The organism is Legionella spiritensis, assembly GCF_900186965.1.
Taxonomy (GTDB): Bacteria; Pseudomonadota; Gammaproteobacteria; order Legionellales; family Legionellaceae; genus Legionella_C; species Legionella_C spiritensis.
On sequence record NZ_LT906457.1, the window covers coordinates 2,981,830 to 3,004,820 of the forward strand.

Consider the following 22,991-nt stretch of genomic DNA (forward strand, 5'->3'; position numbering starts at 1 on the left):
TTATCCCACCAGCATGCTGTAGAGGGACGAGCCGCCAAAGATAACGCCAAGTCCTACCAGAATCATGGCGAAACGCTCTTTCGGCATTTTTTGCTGGGCGATGCACAGATAGCCGGTGCCGACGATAACCAAAACCCCGGCTCCTCTGGCGACAGGGCCTTGCAGGTAACTCACCGCATTGTTGACCACGGTTTCAATGGTGGCGGCAAAAGTGGTGGTCGGGGCAAACGCCAAAACCCCAAGCCCGTAACGGCTCATTTGACCTTTGATGGTTTTTAGAGTGCGTCTCATAATCCCCTCCCTATTCCTCTTCGTCGTTGGCGGCTTTCTGGCTCAAATCGAGATTGGCCAGTTTTTGATAGTAGATTTCCTCGCGATCGATGTCGGTCTCGGGTGGGGCGCAAAAGCCGATTCTGGCGCAGTTGCCTTTCACCTCAAGAAGTTTGACCTGAATGGTGCCGTTATTGATGAGTACCTGTTCACCGACCCGGCGGCTTAATATCAACATGCTGTGTTCTCCTGTGGTTTAGCGGTTTAATAGTTGTTTCATTTTGTGCAAATGGATAAAAGCCACTTCCAGATTGCGCGGCTTGTGGTCGCGGTTTATCGGTGCAAAGGCGTGGCGCTTTTTAGCGGAGCGGCATAAATCCATAAACTGCGGCATGGTAGGCGGCAATTCCCTGCCTGCAAGGCAAGCGGCTATCGCCTGCTCGATGATGCCGTCTTCAAATTCCAGCAAGGCTTGGTGCCATTCCTTTTTGGCAAATTCGAGAAAATCGTCGTGCTTGAACTGGCTGCGCCAGACCGGTCCGTAACAGGCCGCGAATTTTAAAAACAGGCGATCGATGCGTTTACGACTGAATTCCGAGCTTTGGGAAGGCGATGACGTTGTCGTCTGCGGCTTCTTCGTGCTCGTCAAATCCTTCCTTGCAGGCGTCCCAGAAGGCGTCACTGGCAGGTTGTTTTGTACGATTTGTTTGATGTGCTGCATGATGGTTTTCCTTAGGTTGATCCATAACAAGTTCGTCTTGCCAGCAATGCTGCGCCAGCCAGTTGGCCGGGTATTTCCACGGGGCAACCCAGTGGCCTTGCTGCTGTTGACGGTTAGTAAATTGAATTTGTGTTTTTAAGGCGGTGAGTATTTGTGTTATCAACTCGTCTGTGGGGTTGAGCGTTTGAAACACTTCCCAGGCTTTTTGCCTGGCTTTCTTAAGCGGGTAGATTGCCCAGAAGTCCTCGAATCGTGTGTTTAAATAAATAAAATAATTATCATTATTTAGAGGTATGGTGGCTTTTACGGGTTGTGGGGTGACGGCTTTTAGTGCCTCGCCCTCAGAAAGCCCCGTATTGACAAGGCCTTGTTCGGGCGGGTTTATGGTGGCTTTCTGTGGCGGGTTTATGGCGGCTTTATTTTGGACAGAATAATGCCGGGAGGCGAATAGGCATTTTAAAATAAGCTGCATATCGTCCGATTGGACTTCGATCAAGCCCGCCCGGGCGAGGCCGGCAACGGCGCGGCGCACTTGATCACGCGAGAAGCGTTGGCTTTTAATCCCCTGGTGCGGCTCGATGTAGAGTTGTTCGGATATGGATTGATGGCTGATCCGTCGCCTGATACCCGCTACTCCTGTTTTAATATCCATATACGGTCGGATCCCTCTCAGGTAAACCAATTGCTGGATGTGGGGTAATCCGCAAAGGGCTTCCAGTTCTTGTTCGTTAATCACAAAGTCCATTTCAGGTGCGTCTCTCTTTAAGTCAGTCCTATCGTCTTAAAAACATTTCTGTGATATCGTTCAAAGCAGTGATTTTACAGAAATAAACTCATAAAGAGCTAATTAACTCAAAATGAGCATGTACAGACTCTCAATTTAGCACGTATTGAGTTATTGTCAATACCAGCTATTTCTTTTTCCATGTTTGGGGTGAGCGAGCAACGCTATGAGCATCAAAGAGAAAATTGGCCAACGAATCAGGGAAGAACGCAACAAAAAAGGATTGACCAGAAAAGCATTGGCCGCCTTGACCGAAAATTTGAACATTTCTCGTATAAACAACTACGAGCGAGGTGAGCGAACTCCTGGTCCTGAAGAAATCAAACAATTGGCAACCGCTTTGGAAATCTCCCCTGCTTTTCTCATGTGCCTATCGGATGACCGCCAAGGAAAACCTGGTAAAACACCGGGATTAGGCGCACTTATTCCTGTATTGGATTGTAAGCAAGCTTGTGATCCGGCTTTTCATATCCAGGCAATGAAACATGAAGACTATTCTGAAAAGGTAAGTTTTATTCCTGTCAGTTCCGAGATCAGTGAACTTATTAGTGAACATGCTTTTGCGTTGGTAGTAAAAGATGAAAGTATGGTGCCTGAATTAAAAATCAGAGACGTTCTTGTTATTGATCCTGAGACTTTTCCATACCCAGGCAATCTCGTAGCAGCAAAACTGGAAACGAATAGCGAAGTCATTATTCGTAAATATAAACAACTATCCGCTTCAAAAAATTCTCCCGAATACGAGCTGTTAGCCCTAAATCCCGATTGGGCTAACATTCAAGATAGCAACAAAATTATTGGAACAGTAATTAGCTTATCCAGAGTGATGAAATATTAAAGGAAGCAAAGACTAACATTTTTTAATCTCACCATTGCCTCCGTCAAGCATAATTATTATTTATTAACTACATCATCGAACAAGACGATATCTTTCCATGCGGTTCCGGGTTTATAGCTTTCATATCTCGTCTGGTTTCAACGGGTAGCTTTAAAGAGGATACGGGAGCTTTTTGCATGGAATGAGTAGAAGTGATGGCAGTGGACACCCCTAGATTTTTCAGTTTGGCTCCTTGTATCTCAGAGTCAGCAATAGAGGATACTCGTTGATTGTATAATTCAACGACCGACCTGTCTTGATCAAGCGAGGAAGAAATTTTTGCAAAGCTACTCAACTTTGACTTTTCAGGTTTGTTTTCGGGATGGAAATGCAGATCAAGCAATTTAGCCAATTGATTAGCCGATAACAAACCGGCATTTAAGGCGCGAAAGTAAGGCACCCCAAGAGCCGAGTCTCCAACCAGGAACCATTTTTTACCATGTTGCTCTTTGGCAAACAACTCACTGCGGTAAACCGGTAAATTGATTGCTGTTATTTTATCGCTGCCCTCGATTATCACATCGTTGGCAAGTGTATTTCGAGCAACAAGCCATCTTTGAATGCTGGTAGATAAATTTGCAATACCAGGCTCCTCTATACACTTGGCTCTTTCCAAATTTAATGGATTTTTGAAACTGACACCCAACGATTGCATTTCTCGAAACGTCTCTTCATCAATGAAAAAGCGAATTGAAATGGGCGTTTCTCCCTCCTGGATCTTCCCGACATGTTCAGACACAAAATGATTGGTAAGCGTTAACGCAGGAATATACTCCATTAAGCTGGAAAGAGCCCTGGATGTTCCCCTGACTTTATATTTTAACTCAGCAATGTATTGCAAATCCTCTTCAACAATTTTCTTATCGTCAAATAGTTCTTTTCGTAACAGACTATGGGAGCCATCCGAGCCGATAATGATGCCAGTTTCCGGATTTTCTTCTGCCAGTTTTTGTACCGACTCTACTGGTTGATACTTAATTTCAATCCCAAGAGACCTGGCAAAATCCAACAATTTATCCTCGATGACATTAGTGGGGACAGTACCAGTTAGTTCAGACAGTAGTGCTTGAAAATCACTGTCCGGATGAGAGCCTTTGTAGGAAGATTTATCAACAATCAGAACATGCTTACGCTGATATTCTTCATATTTTTCATACATGCGAATATCAAGCTCCGGACAATAGAGCTTTAATTGAATCGCGGTGTATAGACCGACAGGGCCAGCCCCGATAAATACAACATCAGCCATTATAAAAAACTCCAATTCCCGAAAATGGGCCAATATATCATCTGGTCAACAGAGTAACAACAAATAAAATTTACCGGCATAGGGTGATTAAAAACCATTCATACAGATTTATTGATACCTTTTTCTTAAGATAATGCCGCCCGCAAACAACTTGGCTCAACAATAATGGCCTAACCTCCAAAATATCGGCCAAATCTCTCAAGTCATAATGACTATGCTGCAAAATGTATTCAATAAAATACTTCTGATCGTCCTTGCTGCATTGATACTCCTTCTCTGAACCACAAGCCAATGCCTCGGCTAAACATCCCATGTACTTATCTCCAATAATTACCAACATCAAAGGCTAATGTCTTAGTCTCTGGCATCAGTAAATCATATCGAAGCGAGCGAAAAAATTAGTATATTTACCTCGAAAATGTCGGTGGTAAAATGTCAATTTGCAAGATTTAAGATCATGAGGCTGCTGGAACCGTTTCCATGTCCTGCTCGTCCGATTCTGCCTTATCTTCCATAAAACTCCTGATTTTCCCGGCAATACAATACAAAAATATTGCCCCGGCTATAGCCCAAAGACCCAATTGATTAAACACATGCAAATAATCCGGGTTTGTAATCAACGGATCAACGGATTGGGTTTTTACCATGGCGTTGGAGAAATAATGCGACAGGGAGGCTGCGACACCGGATACCATCATCCAGGTACCCATCAAAACACCCTGTAGTTTTACCGGCGCGATACGTCCAATCATGGCATACCCGACCGGACCAATGAGTAATTCAGCCATAGCCTGGGTCACAGAATACAGGATAACCCAGTAAATACTGCTATACCCCTGGCTATCTGCAAACATGACCCCCAAAGACAGGCAAAAGAACGAGAATGACAAAATAACGAATGCCCAGACAAACTGCATTGAAACCGGGAAATTCATACCCTTGGCTCGCAATTTCTGAATCAACATTGCCATAAGTGGAGCACCTGCAATGATGATGACGCCATTGATGTTAAATAGCCATTGCGTGGCCAATTGGTAATCAAACAATCGCTTATCGACATTGTGCTTGATGAAGAGTGTCACACCCATTGGTCCGGTAAAATAAATCATCCAGAACACAATAGAGGTCACCGCCAGAATTAAAAAAGCCATAATTTTTTGTTGATCGATCCTGCTCTTCTGTTTCTGACCTAACAACCAAATCACACCAAACATCACGATGCTTGCTAACACAACCACACCATTACTGATATCTGCCGAGTGAAAAGACAAGAAAAGCAAGGGAACAAGCAGCAACGTCGCAATAACACCACTGGCATATCTGAATCGCCGCTTCCCGGGATTTTTTATATCCTGCAAGGGTGTATTCGTATCATCCAGATGTCGCCAATTGAATACCATCAAAGCCAGGCTCACGATATTTGTGACCACGCTACCATAAAATAACTGCTGATATTGACTGGATGCGTCATAAAACCCGCTGATTAGAAAGCCGGACAAGAATCCGGCATTCATGGCGGCATAACTTGAAAAGAAAGCCTTCTCCCTTCTTGAGTCATCAGCTTGAAACCGTTGGGTTAGCATGCTGTTGTAACAAGTCGTATTTAAACCACCACCAACCAGAAACAAACTTAAACCGATATAAAGCAGGCCAGATTCCGCAAAAGCAAGTAACAACACGCCGAAACATTGCAAAATAGTAGTAACAAAAAATAATACCCGATTGCTTAAATATCGCCCACCCATTACACCGCCCAACAAATGCAGCACGTAGTTAAACGCGAGAAACAACCCGACTATGCTGTTGGAAACCGTTTGAGACAAGCCTAACTGCCTGGTGATATAAAGCGAGAGCGAAGAATAGAGTACAGCGTAGGAAAACGTCGAAAAAGCCTGGATGAAATACAGCGAGGTGACTCCTTTCGGCATTCTTTGCATGGTTTTAGTCATTATTTTCCCTGAAATCCTTTGAAGCGGGTGACTCTAGCAAAATTAATGGCTATTATTAAGCCTTTTTTGCAATTATCTTCTTTTTAAAATCAGGATAATTGTATTTTCAGGATGTAATGGCGTTTAGGAATGAACAAGATCGAGAAATTTTCATGGAATGAAATCAAGCACGCCGTGCAACGGGTTAATTTACCTCTTTTCCAGCTTATTGAACAAATCGATCCAGATAAAGACATACCATTTTTTCTCGCCCATTATGATTTTGGGGAGCATTTTGGCATCAAGAATCATGCTTACCTCCCTGCCAAACATGGAAGGCTTGAAAAAATCGACAGCCCCCACACGGAACACGAACTGTTTACCCACCTGGGCTACGGTAAGCACAGTATCCCTCTCGGCATGATTGTCGATAAATATTGTGAATGGCATTATTTTGGTGAAAATGAGCGAATATTCCCGGATTGCGTGCAAGGGCCCGGAGCCATTTTCAACATGCAAATTGTCTTTGATGAAGACAAAACGGTAGAAAACAACGTGTTATCGGTTTCCTCAGGAGCCTTGTCTTCCTTTTTGTTACCCAACATTGGCTGCCAGAGAAAACACGCCCGGATTCAAAAATATTACGACGTCTCGGCCCCTGCGCCCAAATCACCCTATGAGCATCATCTTATTTTTAAAGAAATCCTTAACAGCAAACATACCGATAATCATTGGCAAAGCCAGATCCTTTATTTTTCGGAACGTTTCGTTGAGGAAATCAAACACAATGAAGGCTGGCTTAAACTAAAGCTCTACTTTTCTGAATCGCTGCGAAAAAAGCTGACGCAAAATACCTACGATGCCTCCTGCAATGATTTATTTTTAAGCGCTCAAAAAATAAATCGCTTTCGCCCGACGCCTTTCATTATAGATACCGCCAAGTACATTTTTAACATTGGCATGGGATCAGGTATTGCCGTCAAACCGGCTACCGATGAGCAATATTTCCCGGTACGGGATATCCAGAAAATTTATAATGAATGTTACGGTCTGGAGTATATTCCAACCGTGATGGTTCCTTCCTCGTTACACGCCGAACAAGACTGTGTTTATTATCCCCTGCAATGCCCCTTTGCCAAGATAAACACTTTTAGAACCAATCAGAGCAACAGCACCATCACAGAACTGGAAGCATTAAAAAATGTATTGCTGGCTTATCAAGCGGAGTTTACGGAAGATCAGGGCGCCGCTTTCGGCAGTCCGTTGTATCACGTCAGTAAAAAGACCACTTTTTCCTTTTATCACTACAAATCATCAAATAACGATTCGATCAAAAATGCCAGCGAGATTAAGGAAACGGATCCCCGCTTTGCCTTTTCCTATTGTCATGACAACCATTCCTTTGCCAGTGATGCCAAATTATTCCGGGGATGCGTAAGCTTAACGAAAGTATGACTTAAAAAACCTTGGGAATAAGGAAGTATGGATAAATTATAAAATTTTTTCCCATATAACCTATGCCCATAAGCCAATAACTCGAAAAAATCTACATATATTGTAACCTGGGAGGCTCGCTACCAAACTCTGGTAAAGGATCTGATTCAACCGCTTGTTTAGTTAAGACACATATATCCACTTTGATTTTATCTCTAAATTCGGAGTTAATATCACCATTTAAGTAATTAATCGTCTCAACATTATTCCAACCTTTAACCGAGTGATAAAAATTCTCACGTTCGTCTAATTCAACAAAAAGTTGTCTATCCGGATCAATCAGGTAAGGATCACCTTCTTCATCGATATAAATAATGTAGGCATGATCCAAATCGTCATTTTCTAAACTAACCAGCATCAAATCACCCTTATTTAATTTACGTATTTCTTCAAAAAAAACTTCGGGATCGTCGCTACTAACATAATTACTGCCATACTTGGAATGCAGCCGTTCTTCTATCGGGTCATTACCGCTATCATCCTGATGACTTGGAATCTCTGTTGGTTCCACATCTTCAAGTAATACGCGAGCTCCTTCTATCGCACACCATTGACAGTTACCTTGATTTTTAGGAATGTTATCCTCGTCTACAGGATTTATTTGTTTAAGCTTATTAAGTAATTCTTCTTTCATCACCGACTCCTGTCATCTTTGAAATCATAATTAAAAGTATAGACAGGCTAGAAAAATAATTTTTTAAACAAAACTACCGCTACTGACGAGGATTTATTCGACCGTCAATGACGTTGATGATTGAGCAGATAACACAAAGTTATCTTCGTTCATGTCCAGTAACGACAGGTAATGGCTATTGATCTGCGTTTCAGGTATGGGAGGAAGGTACAACATGGAGATCGCTTTAAATGTCATGCTATCCAATTCACTAATTGTTGTCCATTCCATGCGTGGTTGTTGTGTCGGCAGAATCGATGCTTCATAGATACAAGCCGGATGATCTTTAGGGTAAAAACTGGACAGATAATTCACCAGAACAGGTAACTTGGTGGTCTTCGTCCTGTCAAAAGTCCCAAGATTCGCAACCTGCCAGAGAATCAAATGGGCATGGACATCAATATTTCTTTCATAAATCAGTAATTCCGTCGCATCAATTAAAAAACAGCCATGATTACCCGGATCAATTTGTAAATCGCTGAATAGACAATCCATAGATGATACGGCAGGTAATATAGTGGCATCACCACCTTGCGACTGGATAATTTTCACCGCATTTAAAGCGGAATCGGCAAAAACGGCAGGGTGGCCATAAAAAACCACACAGAGCGAGGAAACCTGGTTGTACACCTCGACGATATGAGCTGTTATCTTCTGATAAGCCTCAATTCTTTTTTCGCAACTGAAATACAGAGACTCTAAAGATTCCGAAACTTTTGCTTCACGGGTAATCCAGGCTTTTAAATGCTCCTCATTCACCAGATAAAGCACTTTATCGGCATTCTGGATAACTCTTTTCGTTTCTTCCGTTAGATGTGCAACCGACTTAATCCCTGAGCCGACAACAAGCAGCTTAGGCATGGCGTTTGTTTAAAACAGTAATACTGTTTGTATCTGGCTGGAGATGTTTGGCAATAACTACGATTTTATTGGTTGAAGCTTGCAGAGTTAGATCAGCCTGTGGTTTTTGAGCCAGCTCTAAACTTTCTTCGTCGAAGTATTCCATTCCTACGGCTCGTTCTATCGCATCCAGTGAGTTCATCCCAGTTCCTTAAATCTAAAATTCAGAATCATTGTATAAAGAAAATACTAAAAGGTATAGCGTCTTTAACCAATTGCATTTTGACAATTACTAACAATTGATATTGCATAGAATTACTCGATATGATTTAATCATTACTCGTTTTGAGTAACGCGCTAATTGAAAATAAAAATCTCATTGCATACATAGTGATTTACAGGAGTTCATCATGGCAAACACCGAGTTCAAACAACAAATCTTATTTATCAAAGATGTCGAGCGACTCATAGGTCGAAACCGCAACACACTAAGGCGCTGGTGGCTGACCGGTAAATTTCCTCGGCCGGTTAAGATACATGATTCTCTTTTGACTTGGCATTATGTGGTTATTGAACAATGGATTGATCAAATGTTAACAACTAAAGATAGTAACTCCACGAAATAGCATAAAAATAAATTGAATATCTATTATTAAATTAAAAATGTTCAACTATAATTTTGCAAAGGAGACCATGTTTTAAGTTCTCTCTTAATGTTTAAATGAAGGATTATTTTCAAGCAATCACAGGTTACATTGAATTCCAGTGAATGACATATACACACAAAATAAATACCCTTCATTGAGACACCCAGTGTCCTTAATAAGGGAAATATCATGGACTACTCAGCCGAATTTAAAGGATGGGATAACTTATTATTAGAAGATTTGCTTGTCGCATACCGAAAAGCCAAAGCTGATTGTTATTATGAGAAAATTCTTCCAACATCAATTAAATTTGCAAAATACGAAAAAGACTTACTAAAAAATCTTAATTCACTGCTGAATAAATTAAAAAAAAACCCCGGGTTTAAAAATGATAGTAGTTTTCGAGGAGAGTACAGACTAATACCTAAAAAATTGAATATAGAACCTAAGGAAGGTATACCAAAACCCCATGTTCATTTTTCAGATCCATACAAATCCTTTAAAAATCTAATTCAAAATAAAGATATGACTCCTGAATTCAGAGTAATAGGTGATTTTCCTGTTATAACCCATATCATTTCTGCTTTATGGGTTAATATGATTGGCCACAAATTAGATGCTTGTCTAACTAATAACTGTTATGGGTTCAGGTTAAAACGACTAGGTGATAATACTTCCCTGAGTAAAAAAAATAAAAGAGCCTTTCATATATCAGCCATTGGTTCTTTTGAGCCTTATTTTTTTCCATATCAACAATGGAGGAAAGACGGAATTAAAGCGATGAAAAGTGAATTAAATAATAATAGAAAAATTATTGCCGCCTCACTTGATTTAAAAAGTTATTATCATTTTATAGACCCAAATTATATCAAATCAAATGCTATCTACGATTCACTGGCTCTTGATGAGCAACCAACCGATCACGAAAAGAATTTTACCGACGAACTAGCTGAATTTCTTGATACCTGGTCTAATTCTTCAAACATCTTTATAAACGAAATAACTCAAAATGAGCAAGAAATTCACAAAGGATTAGCAATTGGACTTACAGCAACTCAAATTATTTCAAATTTACTATTACATAAATGGGATGATTTAATTTTAAAGAATATTACACCAATTTATTACGGCCGCTATGTTGATGATATGTTTCTTGTTATTCCTGATCCAGAAACTATTTCCAATGCAGACGAATTTATGGGTTTTTTACAAAAAAGGATCGGTAAAAATTACTTAGATAAAAAAGATAATAATTCATGGCAAATTCAACTGGGAGATGATTTCCAAGGAAAAAGTTATCTTCGATTACAACAGAACAAACAAAAACTATTTCTCCTCCAAGGACAAAGAGGGCTTGATCTTCTTGATAGCATCGAAAAAGAAATCAAAGAACTTTCGAGTGAGTTCAGGCTGATGCCATCTCCTGAGAATTTAGAGAAATCCACTGCAGCTCAAGTACTTTCAGCTACTTTAAATACAAGTGAATCAGCGGATACACTAAGGCGTGCAGATGGTGTAACTATACGTCGCCTAAGTTGGGCTTTACAGATGAGGCATGTGGAAACTCTGGCACTTGATTTACCAATATCTGAATGGGAGCATCAAAGAAATGAATTTTACCAATTTGCTCATAACCATATATTAAGCTCAGAAAATCTATTTGATCATTTTTCGTATTTACCACGTTTACTAGGATTTGCAATCGGTTTAAATGAATGGGTACAAGCAACTTACATTATAAAAGATATTTTTAGCTCTCTGAATGCTATAGCAGAGGAATGCACAACCAATACGAAAGTCACGATAAATGGCAATGAGTCTATTATAGATAATGGACTTTGGGATAGAGTAAAAGAAACGCTAGGTTGGTTTTTAATTGAAACAATCACTCAATATCTTGATCCAATGCTACTATTTTCAGATGAACTTCCCATACAGAATGAAAAGCATGCAAAATATCTTATTAAAAATTTATTAGAACAACAACCAAAAATTACAAATGATGATGTTAATGATATATTTTTACAAGCGAAGCAAATTGCAATATCTGACCTCTCTAAAACACCTTACAAAAACATACTTGAAAGTCGTGCTGCTTCTCAACTAATAAATTTTAGATCACCCTCAGAAAAAAGGAATGATCGCGAAATATTGAATGAATTTAGCAAAACAAAATTGATAGATATTAAAGATCTGCGCCTATTTATAAAATTAAGTAAAAAAATGCGATTACATTGGGTAAAAAAGAAAAAAAGAAAAGGCGAAAGCTTTTTACCATATATATTTCCAACTCGTCCTTATACCCCAGCAGAAATTACTGAACTCATTCCACAATGTATAGGCATCAACTCTAACAGTCTAAATTATGATCCATATCTATGGGGGAAATTAGTTAAATTATTACGAGGTGTGTGGGTCAATCCTGATTTAATAAATAATGATAACCTTCCAACTTTTGAAACAAAACGATCCCAAAAAAAACTAAATCGGATAGAAGTAGGGTATAAAAAAAATGACGAAGTAATTCTTGTACTTACCAATATCAAAACAACTAATACAGATTGGGAAGGAATGGCATGCAACAAGCCCCAACTAAATATAAAGCGATATAAGTGTATAGCTGAAATGGTAAATCAAACTATAAAGCTTAACCCTAGACCTGATTATGTTCTATTTCCTGAATTGTCTATCCCTCCAGAATGGATTGGGAGCATTGAAAACAGACTGACTTCTTCTGGCATAAGCCTAATAGCTGGCACAGAATATAAACATTATTCCGATGATGAGATATTAAGTGAAACCTGCCTCGTTTTGACAGATGATAGATTAGGATTCCAAAGCCATGTAAAAATCTGGCAGCCAAAGTTAAAACCATCTCCGCAAGAAGAGAAAGAACTCTATCAAAGATTTGGTAAAACCTGGTACTACGATGGGATTAGTGATAAATCTGATTGTCGGAAACGGCGTTCTCCTACTAAACATATATATAAACATAACGACTTTTATTTTGCTGTATTAGCATGTTCAGAACTACAAAATAGTAAAACTCGCATCAAATTTCAAGGTGAGGTTGATGCCCTAATAGTCTTATCTTGGAATAAGGACATTGAAACTTTTTCCTCGTTAATTGAGGCTACTGCCTTGGACATACATGGTTATACCATCTTGGTTAATAATCGACTATATGGAGACAGTCGTGTAAGATCACCAGCAAAAGAAGGATTTATGCGTGATTTAGCAAGATTGCGTGGAGGTGATAATGATTATTGTATTGCAGTGACTATTGATACAGCAAAACTAAGAGCATTTCAAAGTAGAGCGACTCGATGGCCTGATATTAACGACTCATTTAAACCTGTGCCAGAAGGATTTAAATTGAATCCATCCAGAAAAAAATTGCCTCCAAAATAAACAATGCTCCAACATATTAGTTGAAAACTAATTCAAATGATTTCCCTCAAAACTTATTTTTCGACAAAAATCAACTCTGATTTTCCGAAATTAATATTTAAAAAAGCTATGGGATTCTAAAAAACTTATCTGACTGTGACAATTTTAAAATACAATTTTCATTAATCAAATTGGTACTCAATTTTCTTATTTTGTCGCTTAATACTGCAACTACGTATTGTCCTTTAATTGAATTAGCCAACTCAAATAAAGTTTCTAATTGATTTTCAAATATAGTTTCTAATTGATCATGTAATACAAAATTGGGTAATTGATAAGGTGATACTTCTGCATATTTAAGATAAGCTAAGTCCAATGCTGATATCTGAGCCATTTTCTTACCTGTCCCTATGTTTTCCTCCATATTTCCGATATCTAATAAAATATTTTCATTTTTTTTTCCCGTGTTATTTTTTAATTTTAGGTAATATTGATTACCATATAATTTTTCTGAATATTCTGCGAAAAACTCATTAAATGATTTTAAATTATCTTGAAAAACAATTTTATATTTTAAAATTTTTTCATTTACGATATCCAAATTACTTTCAGTCTCATGTATATGATTTCTTAATTTGCTTAAAATGCTTATTAATGTCTCTTTATTACCATAAAGTTGAAATTTATGGTTCAGTTTACTATTAATTTTATCATATTCATCAAGAGCACCTTTTTTTGCCATAATTTTCAATAAAATTCTTTCTTCATCTAGGACTTGATTTAATATTCTTTTTTGTTGTTCTAGTTCAGATAGTATTTTATCTAATGTCCCTTCAATATATGAGATTTTATTATCAATCATTTTATTGTGGAATATTAAAACCTCATTAAATTTTGTTTGGATATTAGACACATCTAATTTAGCTTGTTTATATATTTTTTCTAGATATTTGATGTCTATATTTGTTTTTGACTTCCTCAACTGATTTATTGATTCGCGACTAAGCTCATATTTTATATTTAATTTTGCAATTGTTTCTTTCAATTCAGATATCGAACTCTGTAATTTTTTTAATGAGTAGAGCTCGTCATTTACCTCTTCACTAAATGCAAAATTTTTTTTCTGGTGATTCAAAGTATCAATTTCTTTTTTCAACAAATGAGTTTGCTGCTCTAAGTCATCAATAGTATATTCGGAGTCACTTATTTTTTTATTAATTTCCTTTATCTTTTTTACTAGTTTTTTCTTCTCTAACAAAAGGTCTGTATCTCGAAACCCAAACAAGAATAAAAAAACAGCTTCATAATCTGTATGTGGAGTAGCTTTATGTAAAAAATATAATGAATTTGTTAGTTGGTCATTTTCAATTCTAATAAATTTTTTCATCAATTGTCTGAATGAAGGTTTATTATTCTCTGAATTAAATATCAATTGAAATAAACATTCTTGAAATTTACCCTCAGATGTTAACTCCATATTATCTATACATGGATTTCCGTTAATAGGCCTAATAATAGTATGAATAATGCCCGTCTTTGATTTCACGCTCAATTCGAATTGCACTTCATTATCATGCAAAAAATCATATATTATTTTATTTTCACGTTTAAATTCCTTTTCTTTATAAAGAATATCTTTTTTTCCTCCTAGACAGTAATCAATAGTTCGCAAAAAAGTTGTCTTTCCAACGTTATTTCCAGAGTCCTGAGTTACAGAAGATGTTTCATCGATCACCAGATTTAGGCCTTGCTTGAAAGAAATATCTCTTATAATTTTGTATTTATCTCGGACCATTAATTTATTTAAATACATAAGATAACATTTCCTTTCTCATTAATATTAATTATTCCCAATATATATAACCAATCCATACCTAATAGAAAATAATCAAATGAAACTTTTATTTTTCGTCCCTTATTATATTTTTTGAATATATCCAATATATCATTTTCACAATTAAAAGATTTATTTATAACTTTTAAAATAATTGCCCCTATAAAATATATATTTAATTCAGGATGTTTATCACTATCAACAATCATAAAGGAGGTTTCTCAAGTATTTTACAATTAATTAAAGCATGGCAAACCACGCATAGCGCGCAAGTATCAAGAGCTTCCATATTGATCTCAATGTTTTTTACCGTTTTAATTTCAACAACAAATTGTTTAAAAATATCTCTTATAATATTATCGGAGTTCCTTTTTATAATTAATTGGGGATCTTCCCCATTTTCATTAAGACTGATTAACTGCTCTTTCTTCAATAAATATTTAGTTCTAAAATATTGAAAAACTGATCTAATGAAGCCAGGTGTATGATTATCATATTCCTCATACAATGTATCAATTTTAAAACCGTACTGACCATACTCCTGCAAAATCTCTTTAAACGATTTTATGTTGTTATATTCAATTTTATCTTTGACACTATATGGCTTGGTATCATTAACAGAATCATCTTGTAAGGCGACAATTTTTGCAATTTCAGGAAGAGCCTCTGCCAATATAGATGATATATTTGATACATGCATATCATAGTTTACAACTACAAAATTATCGTTGCCTTTTACATTTTGCTTTATATTTGAATTCACTGACTTCCCTTTAAACGATTTGAGTTTCCTTTTACTGATTGCGTCATGGCTTTATTTTTGCTTACTGAAACATTAATTTTTTGATCAATTTTATAGACCTTATTTATAACAAAAATAGAAATAACCAAGCTCAATATAGAGCATACTGCTTGAATAATATCCAGGAAAAGCACGCTAACTCCAATATTTTATTTAATTGCTTTATATATCATTTAATTAATTTTTTTGAAATATTGTAATGTAGTGATTTCTGCTTTAAAAGCAGTAATTATAAGTCAAGAGTTGTATTCTTGATTAATGTTTCAGGAAATAGTTATTTTCGTTAAGTACCCACCAAAGTACCCATTAAGAAAATTTTTTCGCGTGGCAAATTCTAATTAGCCAAGATAATTTATTGATTTACAAAATATTTAACTGGTCGGGACGGTAGGATTTGAACCTACGACCACTAGCACCCCATGCTAGTACGCTACCAGGCTGCGCTACGCCCCGACTGGATGCGCATAATAACGTGTCTGAAGAAAAATAACAAGATCATGGTCACCGATGGGCTATGTGGACATATTATATTTTCTATCACTTCAGGTGTCTGTTTATCCCAATCATTTACCCTGTAAACTGCGGATCGTTTTCCATCTCGTCATTGCCAATGTCATCATTCGGATCAACTTCTCCGGTTGTTTCATAGGCGGGGACGCCACCACCTTTCAAATCGACTTGATCGCCGCTGACAAACTGGTTTTGGTTAAATTCATTAGAGGAACCTCCCAGTTCCAGCTCATCGGTTAAGTCAGGCTCCGGTTTCACCAGGGTATCTACCGTTTCTTTCTGAAGATTGCTCACGGGTACCTCCTTTCGTATTCTTATTGTTAATTATAGAGGTAAATGACAGGGCTTGCTTTCATACAACAGGGATTGCCGCCTGCAATCACATTCCACCTGAACCGCAGATAACATAAGCCAGGCCATCCTTGTCACGTTTTTCAGTGCGTTGCAAAACAACCGTCTCCATTCTTTTATGAGCGCAATCTTCATTGCCTTTCTCTTTGCGAGAAAAGCGCACCGTTACACCGCTGCGGATCAAACCCTGATTAAAAAACAGGCCTTCGCAATCATTTCCGGTATAAAATTGCGGGCGATTCAGATTCAGTTCAAGGTGCATATCCTGCAACGCTTTAATCACCAGCCATTTAGCCGAACATAATAAATTTTCTCTGATCTGCTCATTGAATTCAGGGCTATACCAGCTCGGATACTCTCGGCCTGGTTCAGCAATGACGATGTATTGATATTGTTCGCTGGTCGGCAATTCAACGATTTTATCGATGATTTTTTTGCGTAAATAATCTTCTTTCGACAAAATTTTATTCTGGCAAAAATTACGTTGCAGCAGACCCGGGCCGGTACCGTCATTGCTTTTACGCTCAATAATGGTCAATTGCCTGTTGCGGAGTACCAGACCGTCGAACTCCTGCCTGTTTCCGTTTTTACCAGGCTCAATTACTTCAAACGATTTATAAAGATTCAAAGCCAGTCTTTCCGAAAAATCGATGATAGTAAGGTACAATCGCTCATCAAGCTCATTAAACGCAATACCACAGAGATTTGCTATGTATTTCATCGTTGCGGAACCTGGGGAATGAGAAGATAACCAATCAGGCTGGCTTGCCACTTCAGGAAAATTGATTTCGCATGGAGATCCGAATTGCTCACTCAATATCGATTCAGTCAAATCACTCAGCGTGCCCTCTTCATCCGAATCCTCATCAAGAATACTGACGGCATTAATTTCCGGTGTCTCTTCCGGATAAAAATAAACGCATGGAGATACCATCTTGAAAGCATGTAGCTGATTGATCCATAACTGCAGCCGCTTCTGCAACCATGGATTATCCTGCAAGTTTTCCATGGCCAGTAAATAATTCCTTTCAAACTCGGAAATCCCCGCTTCCGCACGTTGTTTTGTTAACAGAAATTGCTCTGCTGACGCAATTTGTGCCAACTTGTCCATCTGTACGGTAAGAGGTGCGATCATCTTTCGCATTTCAATCAGACAACGCTGCCTTGCGGCCTCTATTTTTTTTCGATGCTCAGCCTGAAGCTGCGAACGCATTGTTTTGTATTTTTTTTCAAGAATTTTTCTTATTTCCTGACGATTGAAAACACCTGAGTCAAAATGAATACGAGCCTCGTTGATAAACGCGTTATAATAGACAACATAAGGATTGTGTCTCTTGCCGGCAAGCGATAATTTTCCTGGATACTTCCATTGCAATTGCAGTTTCTGTAACGCTTCCCTATGAAATTTTTTTTCCTGTTTTAAATTGCAAATTAACTGGTAAAGTTCGGTAACTTCGCCCGAATCCTTTTTCGTTGGACGGTTGGTTTTTTGTAAAAAAATGATTTCCTCATCAATTCTTTTCAATCGATTCGCATGATAAGTCTGGATTTTAACGTCCTTGATAGTTTCCGGATGCAAAGCACTTATACAAGCATGACATGCCATAGTTGCACGATGATAGGCCAGGTACAAATGACCTTTCAACTCCTTGCTCTCGCTCTTGAACGCATCATCCTCTCGAAGTGCGTCATCCATTTCCCGCTCTAACCGACACAACTCCTTGTAAACCATGGCAAAATTATTGTTTTTTGGTCTCCATGAAGATAATTGCTGTCCGGTTAACTCGGAAAGCAAGGTGGAGACCACCACCATCGCATATTGCGTTTGATCTATGGTACGAATCTGCACTCCTATATCTTGCTCGTCATCTATGGCGTTTAGCTCATTTTTTAATTGGGCAAGGACGCTGAACGATACGGCCAGTAATTTTTTCTTTTCCGAATAGCTTTCACTTGATAACAGACCGCCGTATATATTTTTAAAGTGCTCGATAAATAATTGCAGGGATCCGTCATTATCATTATCGGAGCCGTCACTCAGGGAAGCATTGTTCGTCGCTGTAGAGCCAAACTCCAATTCCAACGCCTCGACACCTTGATGAGTCAACACATCATTCCAATCATCACCTTCCGCCACAGGCTCTTTAACCACGACCTGATATCCGGCTTGCAGATACGCTTCTCTGGCGTGCTCAAATTCCTTGTTGGCTATGGAACCTTCCGAGTCATGATCCTTAAGCAAAACCACTTTGGCATCCGGTGGAAAATGCGTTTTAATAAATTCCAGGGTAGTTGTTAATTTATTCACGCTGAGAGAGGCCAGCACGGTGTGTCTTTCAGCAATATTTCGGATACTGGCAATGCTGGCCGCCGTTTCTATACCCTCCGCAACATACACTTCGTTCGCATCATTGCTAAAACAGATTATGGCCGCGCTGCCTTCACGCGCCGGATGATGAGCGCCAATGTATTTTTTACAGTAATAATCTTCATCATTAACGTTTTTCGCTTTATTACCTTGTTTATCAATCTGGATTAACTGTACGCCAATCAACTGGTGATCCAAATCAAGCACCGGACTTACCAGATAATCGTCATAAGGATGATTTTTATCAAAATACGGAATACCGATTGGACCTTTCAAGCTTCGAACGTCAAGTTTGCGTGCCACATCCTGGGGAATGTGGCGCGTATTGACGAGATATTGTTCTGCCGGACTGTTATTTATGGGAACACCGCGCTCCCACAATTTTCTTGCCTGCCTGATACTGACCTTATCTCTTATATGCTCGTCAATTTTTGAAAACCCGACAACTCTTTCCAGTTTCATGACCTTGATACCTGTAAAAATGATCAGGCAAATTATATGGAAACAATCTTAAGTGAATATTAATTTTTCAACAGACAAGACATTTTTTAGCCAAAAATGTCCGCAGAGATTATTGGTGTTGTTGCAGATATCAGACTTTGTGCGCTTAGGCTCTGTGAAGCAATTTTTTCGCAAAGCGAAAATGTGGATAATGGCGCCAATTAGCCGCATTTGCAACTGTGAAAATTTTGGTTCGCAGAGCCTGAATTGTGTCCGGGATAGCGGGCATCCCGGACGAAAAGGTTATTCAAACGCGTTGATATCGGTTATGTGACGCCCCAGAACCAGGGTGTGAACGTTGTCCGTACCTTCATAGGTAAACACGGACTCGAGATTCAACATATGCCGAATGATATGATATTCCAGACTAATGCCATTTCCGCCAAGAAGGTTGCGACATTTTCTTGCGATCGCCAAGGCTTCGCGACAAGCATTGCCTTTGGCCAGAGAAATCATCACCGGCGTCTCACGTTGCTGGTCTTTCAAACGCCCAATCTGCAGGTTCAGGCATTGCGCCTTGATGATTTCCGTATAGATGTCAGCCAGATCTTTCTGAATTAATTGAAAGGAAGCCAATGGTTTGCCAAATTGCCTGCGTTCCAGCAAATAATCGCGGGTGATGTCAAAACAGGCCATAGCCGCCCCCATAGCGCCCCAGGCTATGCCATAGCGTGCCTGGCTAAGACAACTGAGCGGAGCGCCCAATCCTCGCTCACTACCCGGTAACAGATTTTCATCGGGCACAAAAACATCTTCAAACACCAATTCTCCGGTAATGGAAGCCCGTAACGACATTTTGTGCTTGATTTCCGGCTTGCTGAATCCCTTGAATTCCTTTTCGACAATAAAACCGCGTATCCCGTCTTCGGTTTTGGCCCAGACAATGGCAATATCGGCAATGGACGCGTTCGTGATCCACATTTTGGCGCCGTTGAGCACCCAACCGCCGTCCACTTTTTTCGCATACGTGCGCATACTGGCCGGATCCGAACCGGAATCCGGTTCCGTGAGGCCAAAGCATCCGATCACATCGCCTGCCGCCATAGCGGGCAGAAATCGTTTTTTCTGAGCTTCGCTGCCATAGCGAAAAACAGGATACATACACAACGAACTCTGGACCGAAACAAAACTGCGCAAACCGCTGTCGCCTTTTTCCAGTTCCTGGCAAACCAGACCATAAGCCACATAAGACGCCTCCGCTCCGCCATATTGGGCAGGCAGCGTTAAACCGAGCAAACCCAGATCGGCTGATTTTTTTATCAGCTCTTGCGGAAAATGGCCATGTTCAAACGATTCGGCCATAAGCGGAACCACATCATTGCTGACAAAGCGAGCGACGCTGTCGCGAATCATGCGTTCGTCGTCGTGCAATTGTTCATCAAGAAATAGCAAATCGTCCACCTTCTTTCTCCTTTTTAACTGCGTGTAACGCCAACACGGCGTCTACTATGGAATCACGACCGGGTAATAAATATTGCCAGGCTGTTCCTAATGGAATGAAACAATCCTCACCGGTTAAACGTCGTATTTTCAGACGGGAAGACGCCTGTTCCATTAACAGAGTCATCAACCCTTCACTCAGAGAAGCGCTTCGCCGACCTTCATCAACGATCAACACCCGTTTCGCTTTGGCGATTTCGCGCAATATGGCTTCTTCAGGCAAGGGACTTAGCCAGCGAAGATCAACTATTTTAACGTCAACCTGGTGTTCTTCCTTCAGAATCTTAGCCGCCTGACGCGACAAATAATAACCATTGGCATAGGTCAGAATCACCGTATCCCCTTTGCCATAAACCCCCACTTCACCGGTTTTTATCACCTCGTCAGGCGCCGGGTATTCAAAAAGCCAGCCATTGTCACCCGGTTCATGCAAATCCCTGGTCATATAAAGGGCGATCGGTTCGAGAAAAACGACAATCCGTCCTTCCTTATGGGCAAGATACATGGCAGTCCGCAACATTTTCGCAGCATCAGGGCCATTGGACGGACAAGCCACAATGACGCCCGGTAAGTCCCGTAATACCGCAATGGAATTATCGTTATGAAAATGGCCGCCAAATCCTTTTTGATAAGCCAATGACGCAATACGAATCACCATGGGATTCTGATACTGGCCGTTGGAAAAGAAAGACAGGGTAGACGCTTCCCCGCGTAATTGATCCTCGGCGTTATGCAGATAAGCGAGAAACTGAATTTCGGGGACAGGTACAAAGCCGTTATGAGCCAGACCTATCGCGGTTCCCAAAATCGTTGTCTCATCCAGCAAGCTATCAAAGACGCGGCGCTGTCCGAAACGGGTTTGCAGATCGGCCGTCACCCGGTAAACACCGCCTTTTTTGCCGACATCTTCACCAAAAATCAGCATATTGGGGTATTGCATCATCAGGTCGGTCAACGCGAAATTAATCTGCTGACAAAGGTTTCGCTTCATCGTCAACTGGTTAAACGCGCTACCAAAAACCCGGGTTCTCATTGCCTCGTCCGGCAGGGGATAATCCTCGTTGTTACGGGGGGAGGGTATCAGGGACGACATCACTTCAGCCGCACTCGCAAGACGGGGCAAACGGATCACTTCCATAGCCTTCGCCTCGATCAACGAGCGATTATCCTGGTATAAATCAATAATCGCTTTCCGGCTTATCCAACCCGCCTGCACCAGGATTCTGGCCGTATGCAATAACGGATCATCTTTTTCGCAGGCCTCAATTTTCGCCTGATTATGGTATTGGGATTCAATGTCGGAACCGGCATGTCCCAACAAACGCACACAACGCATATGCAGGAAAACCGGTTGTTTTTTTACCCGTGCCAGTTGCATGGCCTGATGTGCCTTTAAATAAACATCAGCGATATTCAAACCGTCGCAAGCCAGATAGTGGAGTCCGGGGTGATGCTTCACGGACGATTCAATCCAGTCTTGCGGCGTGGGTACTGAAATACCAAGACCATTATCTTCACAAATAAACACGATGGGCAACGGATAATTCTGACTTGCAATCCAGGAACAGGCATTTAGCGTCGTCTGGGCCGAAGCATGATTCACCGAGGCGTCGCCGAACGAACAGAGAATGACGCTATCGGGCTGTAATTGAGCCGGGGTAGACAATTCCCTGGCACGGATAATAGACAATGCCACACCCAGTGCCTTGGGCAGGTGGGAAGCAATAGTTGAGGTTTGTGGTGGAACATGTAACGCCAAACTGCCAAAGACCTTGTGGCGGCCGCCTGAAATGGGTTCTTCCGCCGCGGCAACCAGGGAAAGCAGCATATCCTTAACCCCGTCATGCCCCGGGATCTGCTTGGCCCGTTGTAAATAAAAACCCCCGCTGCGGTAATGCAGGAAAGCCATATCCGTGTATCTGAACACATGGCCGAATACCGCGTTGCCTTCATGACCACTGCTTCCAATAGTGTAAAAAGACAAGCCTTTTTCTTTCAACTGACGGGCAATGATATCCAGTAATCGTGATTTCAATTGGGAGTCAAAAATTTCAATGGCCGTCTTTTTATCCATACCCGCGTCATGCGGTGACGTAAGGGTTTTGGCGAGAGGGAATTCACCTTTTTGAACGCAGTTAATAAATTGTGTATCCACGACACTTGCTCTATCTAACATCTTCACACCCTGTTCTGTTAGTATTCCGTCGTTACCCGTGCTTTTTGTGAAGAAGATATCCTTTTCGACAGGTTGACCATCAAGAAATGGAATTCTCAGCCGATAACAGTGAGCATCAGTATAGTGAAACGACTTT

20 protein-coding genes and 1 tRNA gene are annotated in these 22,991 nt (G+C 40.1%); 4 read left to right on the forward strand and 17 right to left on the reverse strand.

From position 1 onward, the window contains the following. The 4 genes from CKW05_RS13610 to CKW05_RS13625 are packed head-to-tail and all read right to left on the reverse strand — an operon-like array spanning nucleotide 1 to nucleotide 1,736. Nucleotides 1-291: a TrbC/VirB2 family protein gene (locus CKW05_RS13610; RefSeq protein WP_058482626.1), complete on the reverse strand. Its 291-nt coding sequence runs from the start codon at nucleotides 289-291 to the stop codon at nucleotides 1-3. Nucleotides 292-301: 10 nt separating this feature from the next. Next, on the reverse strand, nucleotides 302-508 hold the full coding sequence (locus tag CKW05_RS13615; RefSeq protein ID WP_058482625.1) for a carbon storage regulator: 207 nt from the start codon (nucleotides 506-508) through the stop codon (nucleotides 302-304). 18 nt (nucleotides 509-526) lie between these two features. Next, nucleotides 527-919, reverse strand: a complete 393-nt coding sequence (locus CKW05_RS15385; protein WP_133141153.1) for a Vir protein — start codon at nucleotides 917-919, stop codon at nucleotides 527-529. Next, on the reverse strand, nucleotides 852-1,736 hold the full coding sequence (locus tag CKW05_RS13625) for a hypothetical protein (protein ID WP_058482623.1): 885 nt from the start codon (nucleotides 1,734-1,736) through the stop codon (nucleotides 852-854). Before CKW05_RS13625 ends, CKW05_RS15385 begins: the two co-directional genes overlap by 68 nt. 205 nt (nucleotides 1,737-1,941) lie before the next feature. On the opposite strand from CKW05_RS13625, the gene CKW05_RS13630 reads away from it, so the two are divergent. Further along, on the forward strand, nucleotides 1,942-2,613 hold the full coding sequence (locus CKW05_RS13630) for a helix-turn-helix domain-containing protein (RefSeq protein ID WP_058482622.1): 672 nt from the start codon (nucleotides 1,942-1,944) through the stop codon (nucleotides 2,611-2,613). 67 nt (nucleotides 2,614-2,680) lie between these two features. Here the strand turns inward: CKW05_RS13630 and CKW05_RS13635 are convergent, their stop codons facing one another. Together CKW05_RS13635 and CKW05_RS13645 are read right to left on the reverse strand one after the other, a co-directional pair. Next, nucleotides 2,681-3,901 carry an NAD(P)/FAD-dependent oxidoreductase gene (locus tag CKW05_RS13635; RefSeq protein ID WP_133141152.1) on the reverse strand — a complete coding sequence of 407 codons (1,221 nt, stop codon included), beginning with the start codon at nucleotides 3,899-3,901 and terminating at the stop codon, nucleotides 2,681-2,683. A 455-nt stretch (nucleotides 3,902-4,356) separates the two neighbouring features. After that, a complete protein-coding gene (locus CKW05_RS13645) occupies nucleotides 4,357-5,850 on the reverse strand; it encodes a peptide MFS transporter (RefSeq protein ID WP_058482620.1) in 1,494 nt (497 codons plus the stop codon). A gap of 129 nt (nucleotides 5,851-5,979) precedes the next feature. On the opposite strand from CKW05_RS13645, the gene CKW05_RS13650 reads away from it, so the two are divergent. Then, nucleotides 5,980-7,284 carry a hypothetical protein gene (locus CKW05_RS13650; RefSeq protein WP_058482619.1) on the forward strand — a complete coding sequence of 435 codons (1,305 nt, stop codon included), beginning with the start codon at nucleotides 5,980-5,982 and terminating at the stop codon, nucleotides 7,282-7,284. 91 nt (nucleotides 7,285-7,375) lie between these two features. Here the strand turns inward: CKW05_RS13650 and CKW05_RS13655 are convergent, their stop codons facing one another. From CKW05_RS13655 to CKW05_RS13665, 3 genes are all read right to left on the reverse strand, one after another. Further along, nucleotides 7,376-7,957, reverse strand: coding sequence for a hypothetical protein (locus CKW05_RS13655; RefSeq protein ID WP_058482618.1), 582 nt, complete (start codon nucleotides 7,955-7,957; stop codon nucleotides 7,376-7,378). 93 nt (nucleotides 7,958-8,050) lie between these two features. Beyond that, on the reverse strand, nucleotides 8,051-8,857 hold the full coding sequence (locus tag CKW05_RS13660; RefSeq protein WP_058482617.1) for an SAM-dependent methyltransferase: 807 nt from the start codon (nucleotides 8,855-8,857) through the stop codon (nucleotides 8,051-8,053). Continuing rightward, nucleotides 8,850-9,038: a hypothetical protein gene (locus CKW05_RS13665; RefSeq protein WP_058482616.1), complete on the reverse strand. Its 189-nt coding sequence runs from the start codon at nucleotides 9,036-9,038 to the stop codon at nucleotides 8,850-8,852. Before CKW05_RS13665 ends, CKW05_RS13660 begins: the two co-directional genes overlap by 8 nt. Nucleotides 9,039-9,246: 208 nt before the next feature. Here CKW05_RS13665 and CKW05_RS13670 point away from each other — a divergent pair, with 208 nt between their 5' ends. After that, complete coding sequence (locus CKW05_RS13670) at nucleotides 9,247-9,462, forward strand: helix-turn-helix transcriptional regulator (RefSeq protein WP_058482615.1); 216 nt, start codon at nucleotides 9,247-9,249, stop codon at nucleotides 9,460-9,462. Nucleotides 9,463-9,672: 210 nt separating this feature from the next. Beyond that, entirely contained in the window at nucleotides 9,673-12,894 is a 3,222-nt protein-coding gene (locus CKW05_RS13675; protein ID WP_058482614.1) for an RNA-directed DNA polymerase, read from the forward strand. Between the two features lie 106 nt (nucleotides 12,895-13,000). Here the strand turns inward: CKW05_RS13675 and CKW05_RS13680 are convergent, their stop codons facing one another. The 8 genes from CKW05_RS13680 to CKW05_RS13715 all read right to left on the reverse strand — a co-directional run bounded on the left by CKW05_RS13680 (nucleotide 13,001) and on the right by CKW05_RS13715 (nucleotide 22,855). After that, nucleotides 13,001-14,686 carry an AAA family ATPase gene (locus CKW05_RS13680; protein WP_058482613.1) on the reverse strand — a complete coding sequence of 562 codons (1,686 nt, stop codon included), beginning with the start codon at nucleotides 14,684-14,686 and terminating at the stop codon, nucleotides 13,001-13,003. Beyond that, the gene (locus CKW05_RS13685) at nucleotides 14,677-14,916 is read right to left on the reverse strand and encodes an ABC-three component system middle component 6 (protein WP_058482612.1); all 240 of its coding nucleotides are present in this window, start codon (nucleotides 14,914-14,916) and stop codon (nucleotides 14,677-14,679) included. Before CKW05_RS13685 ends, CKW05_RS13680 begins: the two co-directional genes overlap by 10 nt. Continuing rightward, on the reverse strand, nucleotides 14,913-15,470 hold the full coding sequence (locus CKW05_RS13690; RefSeq protein ID WP_058482611.1) for an ABC-three component system protein: 558 nt from the start codon (nucleotides 15,468-15,470) through the stop codon (nucleotides 14,913-14,915). The genes CKW05_RS13685 and CKW05_RS13690 overlap by 4 nt, the downstream gene beginning before the upstream one ends. 415 nt (nucleotides 15,471-15,885) lie before the next feature. After that, nucleotides 15,886-15,962, reverse strand: a tRNA-Pro gene (locus CKW05_RS13695). A gap of 114 nt (nucleotides 15,963-16,076) precedes the next feature. Beyond that, the gene (locus tag CKW05_RS13700) at nucleotides 16,077-16,313 is read right to left on the reverse strand and encodes a hypothetical protein (protein ID WP_058482610.1); all 237 of its coding nucleotides are present in this window, start codon (nucleotides 16,311-16,313) and stop codon (nucleotides 16,077-16,079) included. An 85-nt stretch (nucleotides 16,314-16,398) separates the two neighbouring features. Further along, complete coding sequence (locus CKW05_RS13705; RefSeq protein ID WP_058482609.1) at nucleotides 16,399-19,200, reverse strand: toprim domain-containing protein; 2,802 nt, start codon at nucleotides 19,198-19,200, stop codon at nucleotides 16,399-16,401. A gap of 282 nt (nucleotides 19,201-19,482) precedes the next feature. Continuing rightward, on the reverse strand, nucleotides 19,483-20,640 hold the full coding sequence (locus tag CKW05_RS13710; RefSeq protein WP_058482608.1) for an acyl-CoA dehydrogenase family protein: 1,158 nt from the start codon (nucleotides 20,638-20,640) through the stop codon (nucleotides 19,483-19,485). Then, nucleotides 20,618-22,855 carry a thiamine pyrophosphate-dependent enzyme gene (locus CKW05_RS13715; protein ID WP_058482607.1) on the reverse strand — a complete coding sequence of 746 codons (2,238 nt, stop codon included), beginning with the start codon at nucleotides 22,853-22,855 and terminating at the stop codon, nucleotides 20,618-20,620. Before CKW05_RS13715 ends, CKW05_RS13710 begins: the two co-directional genes overlap by 23 nt. Between the last annotated feature and the right edge of the window lie 136 nt (nucleotides 22,856-22,991).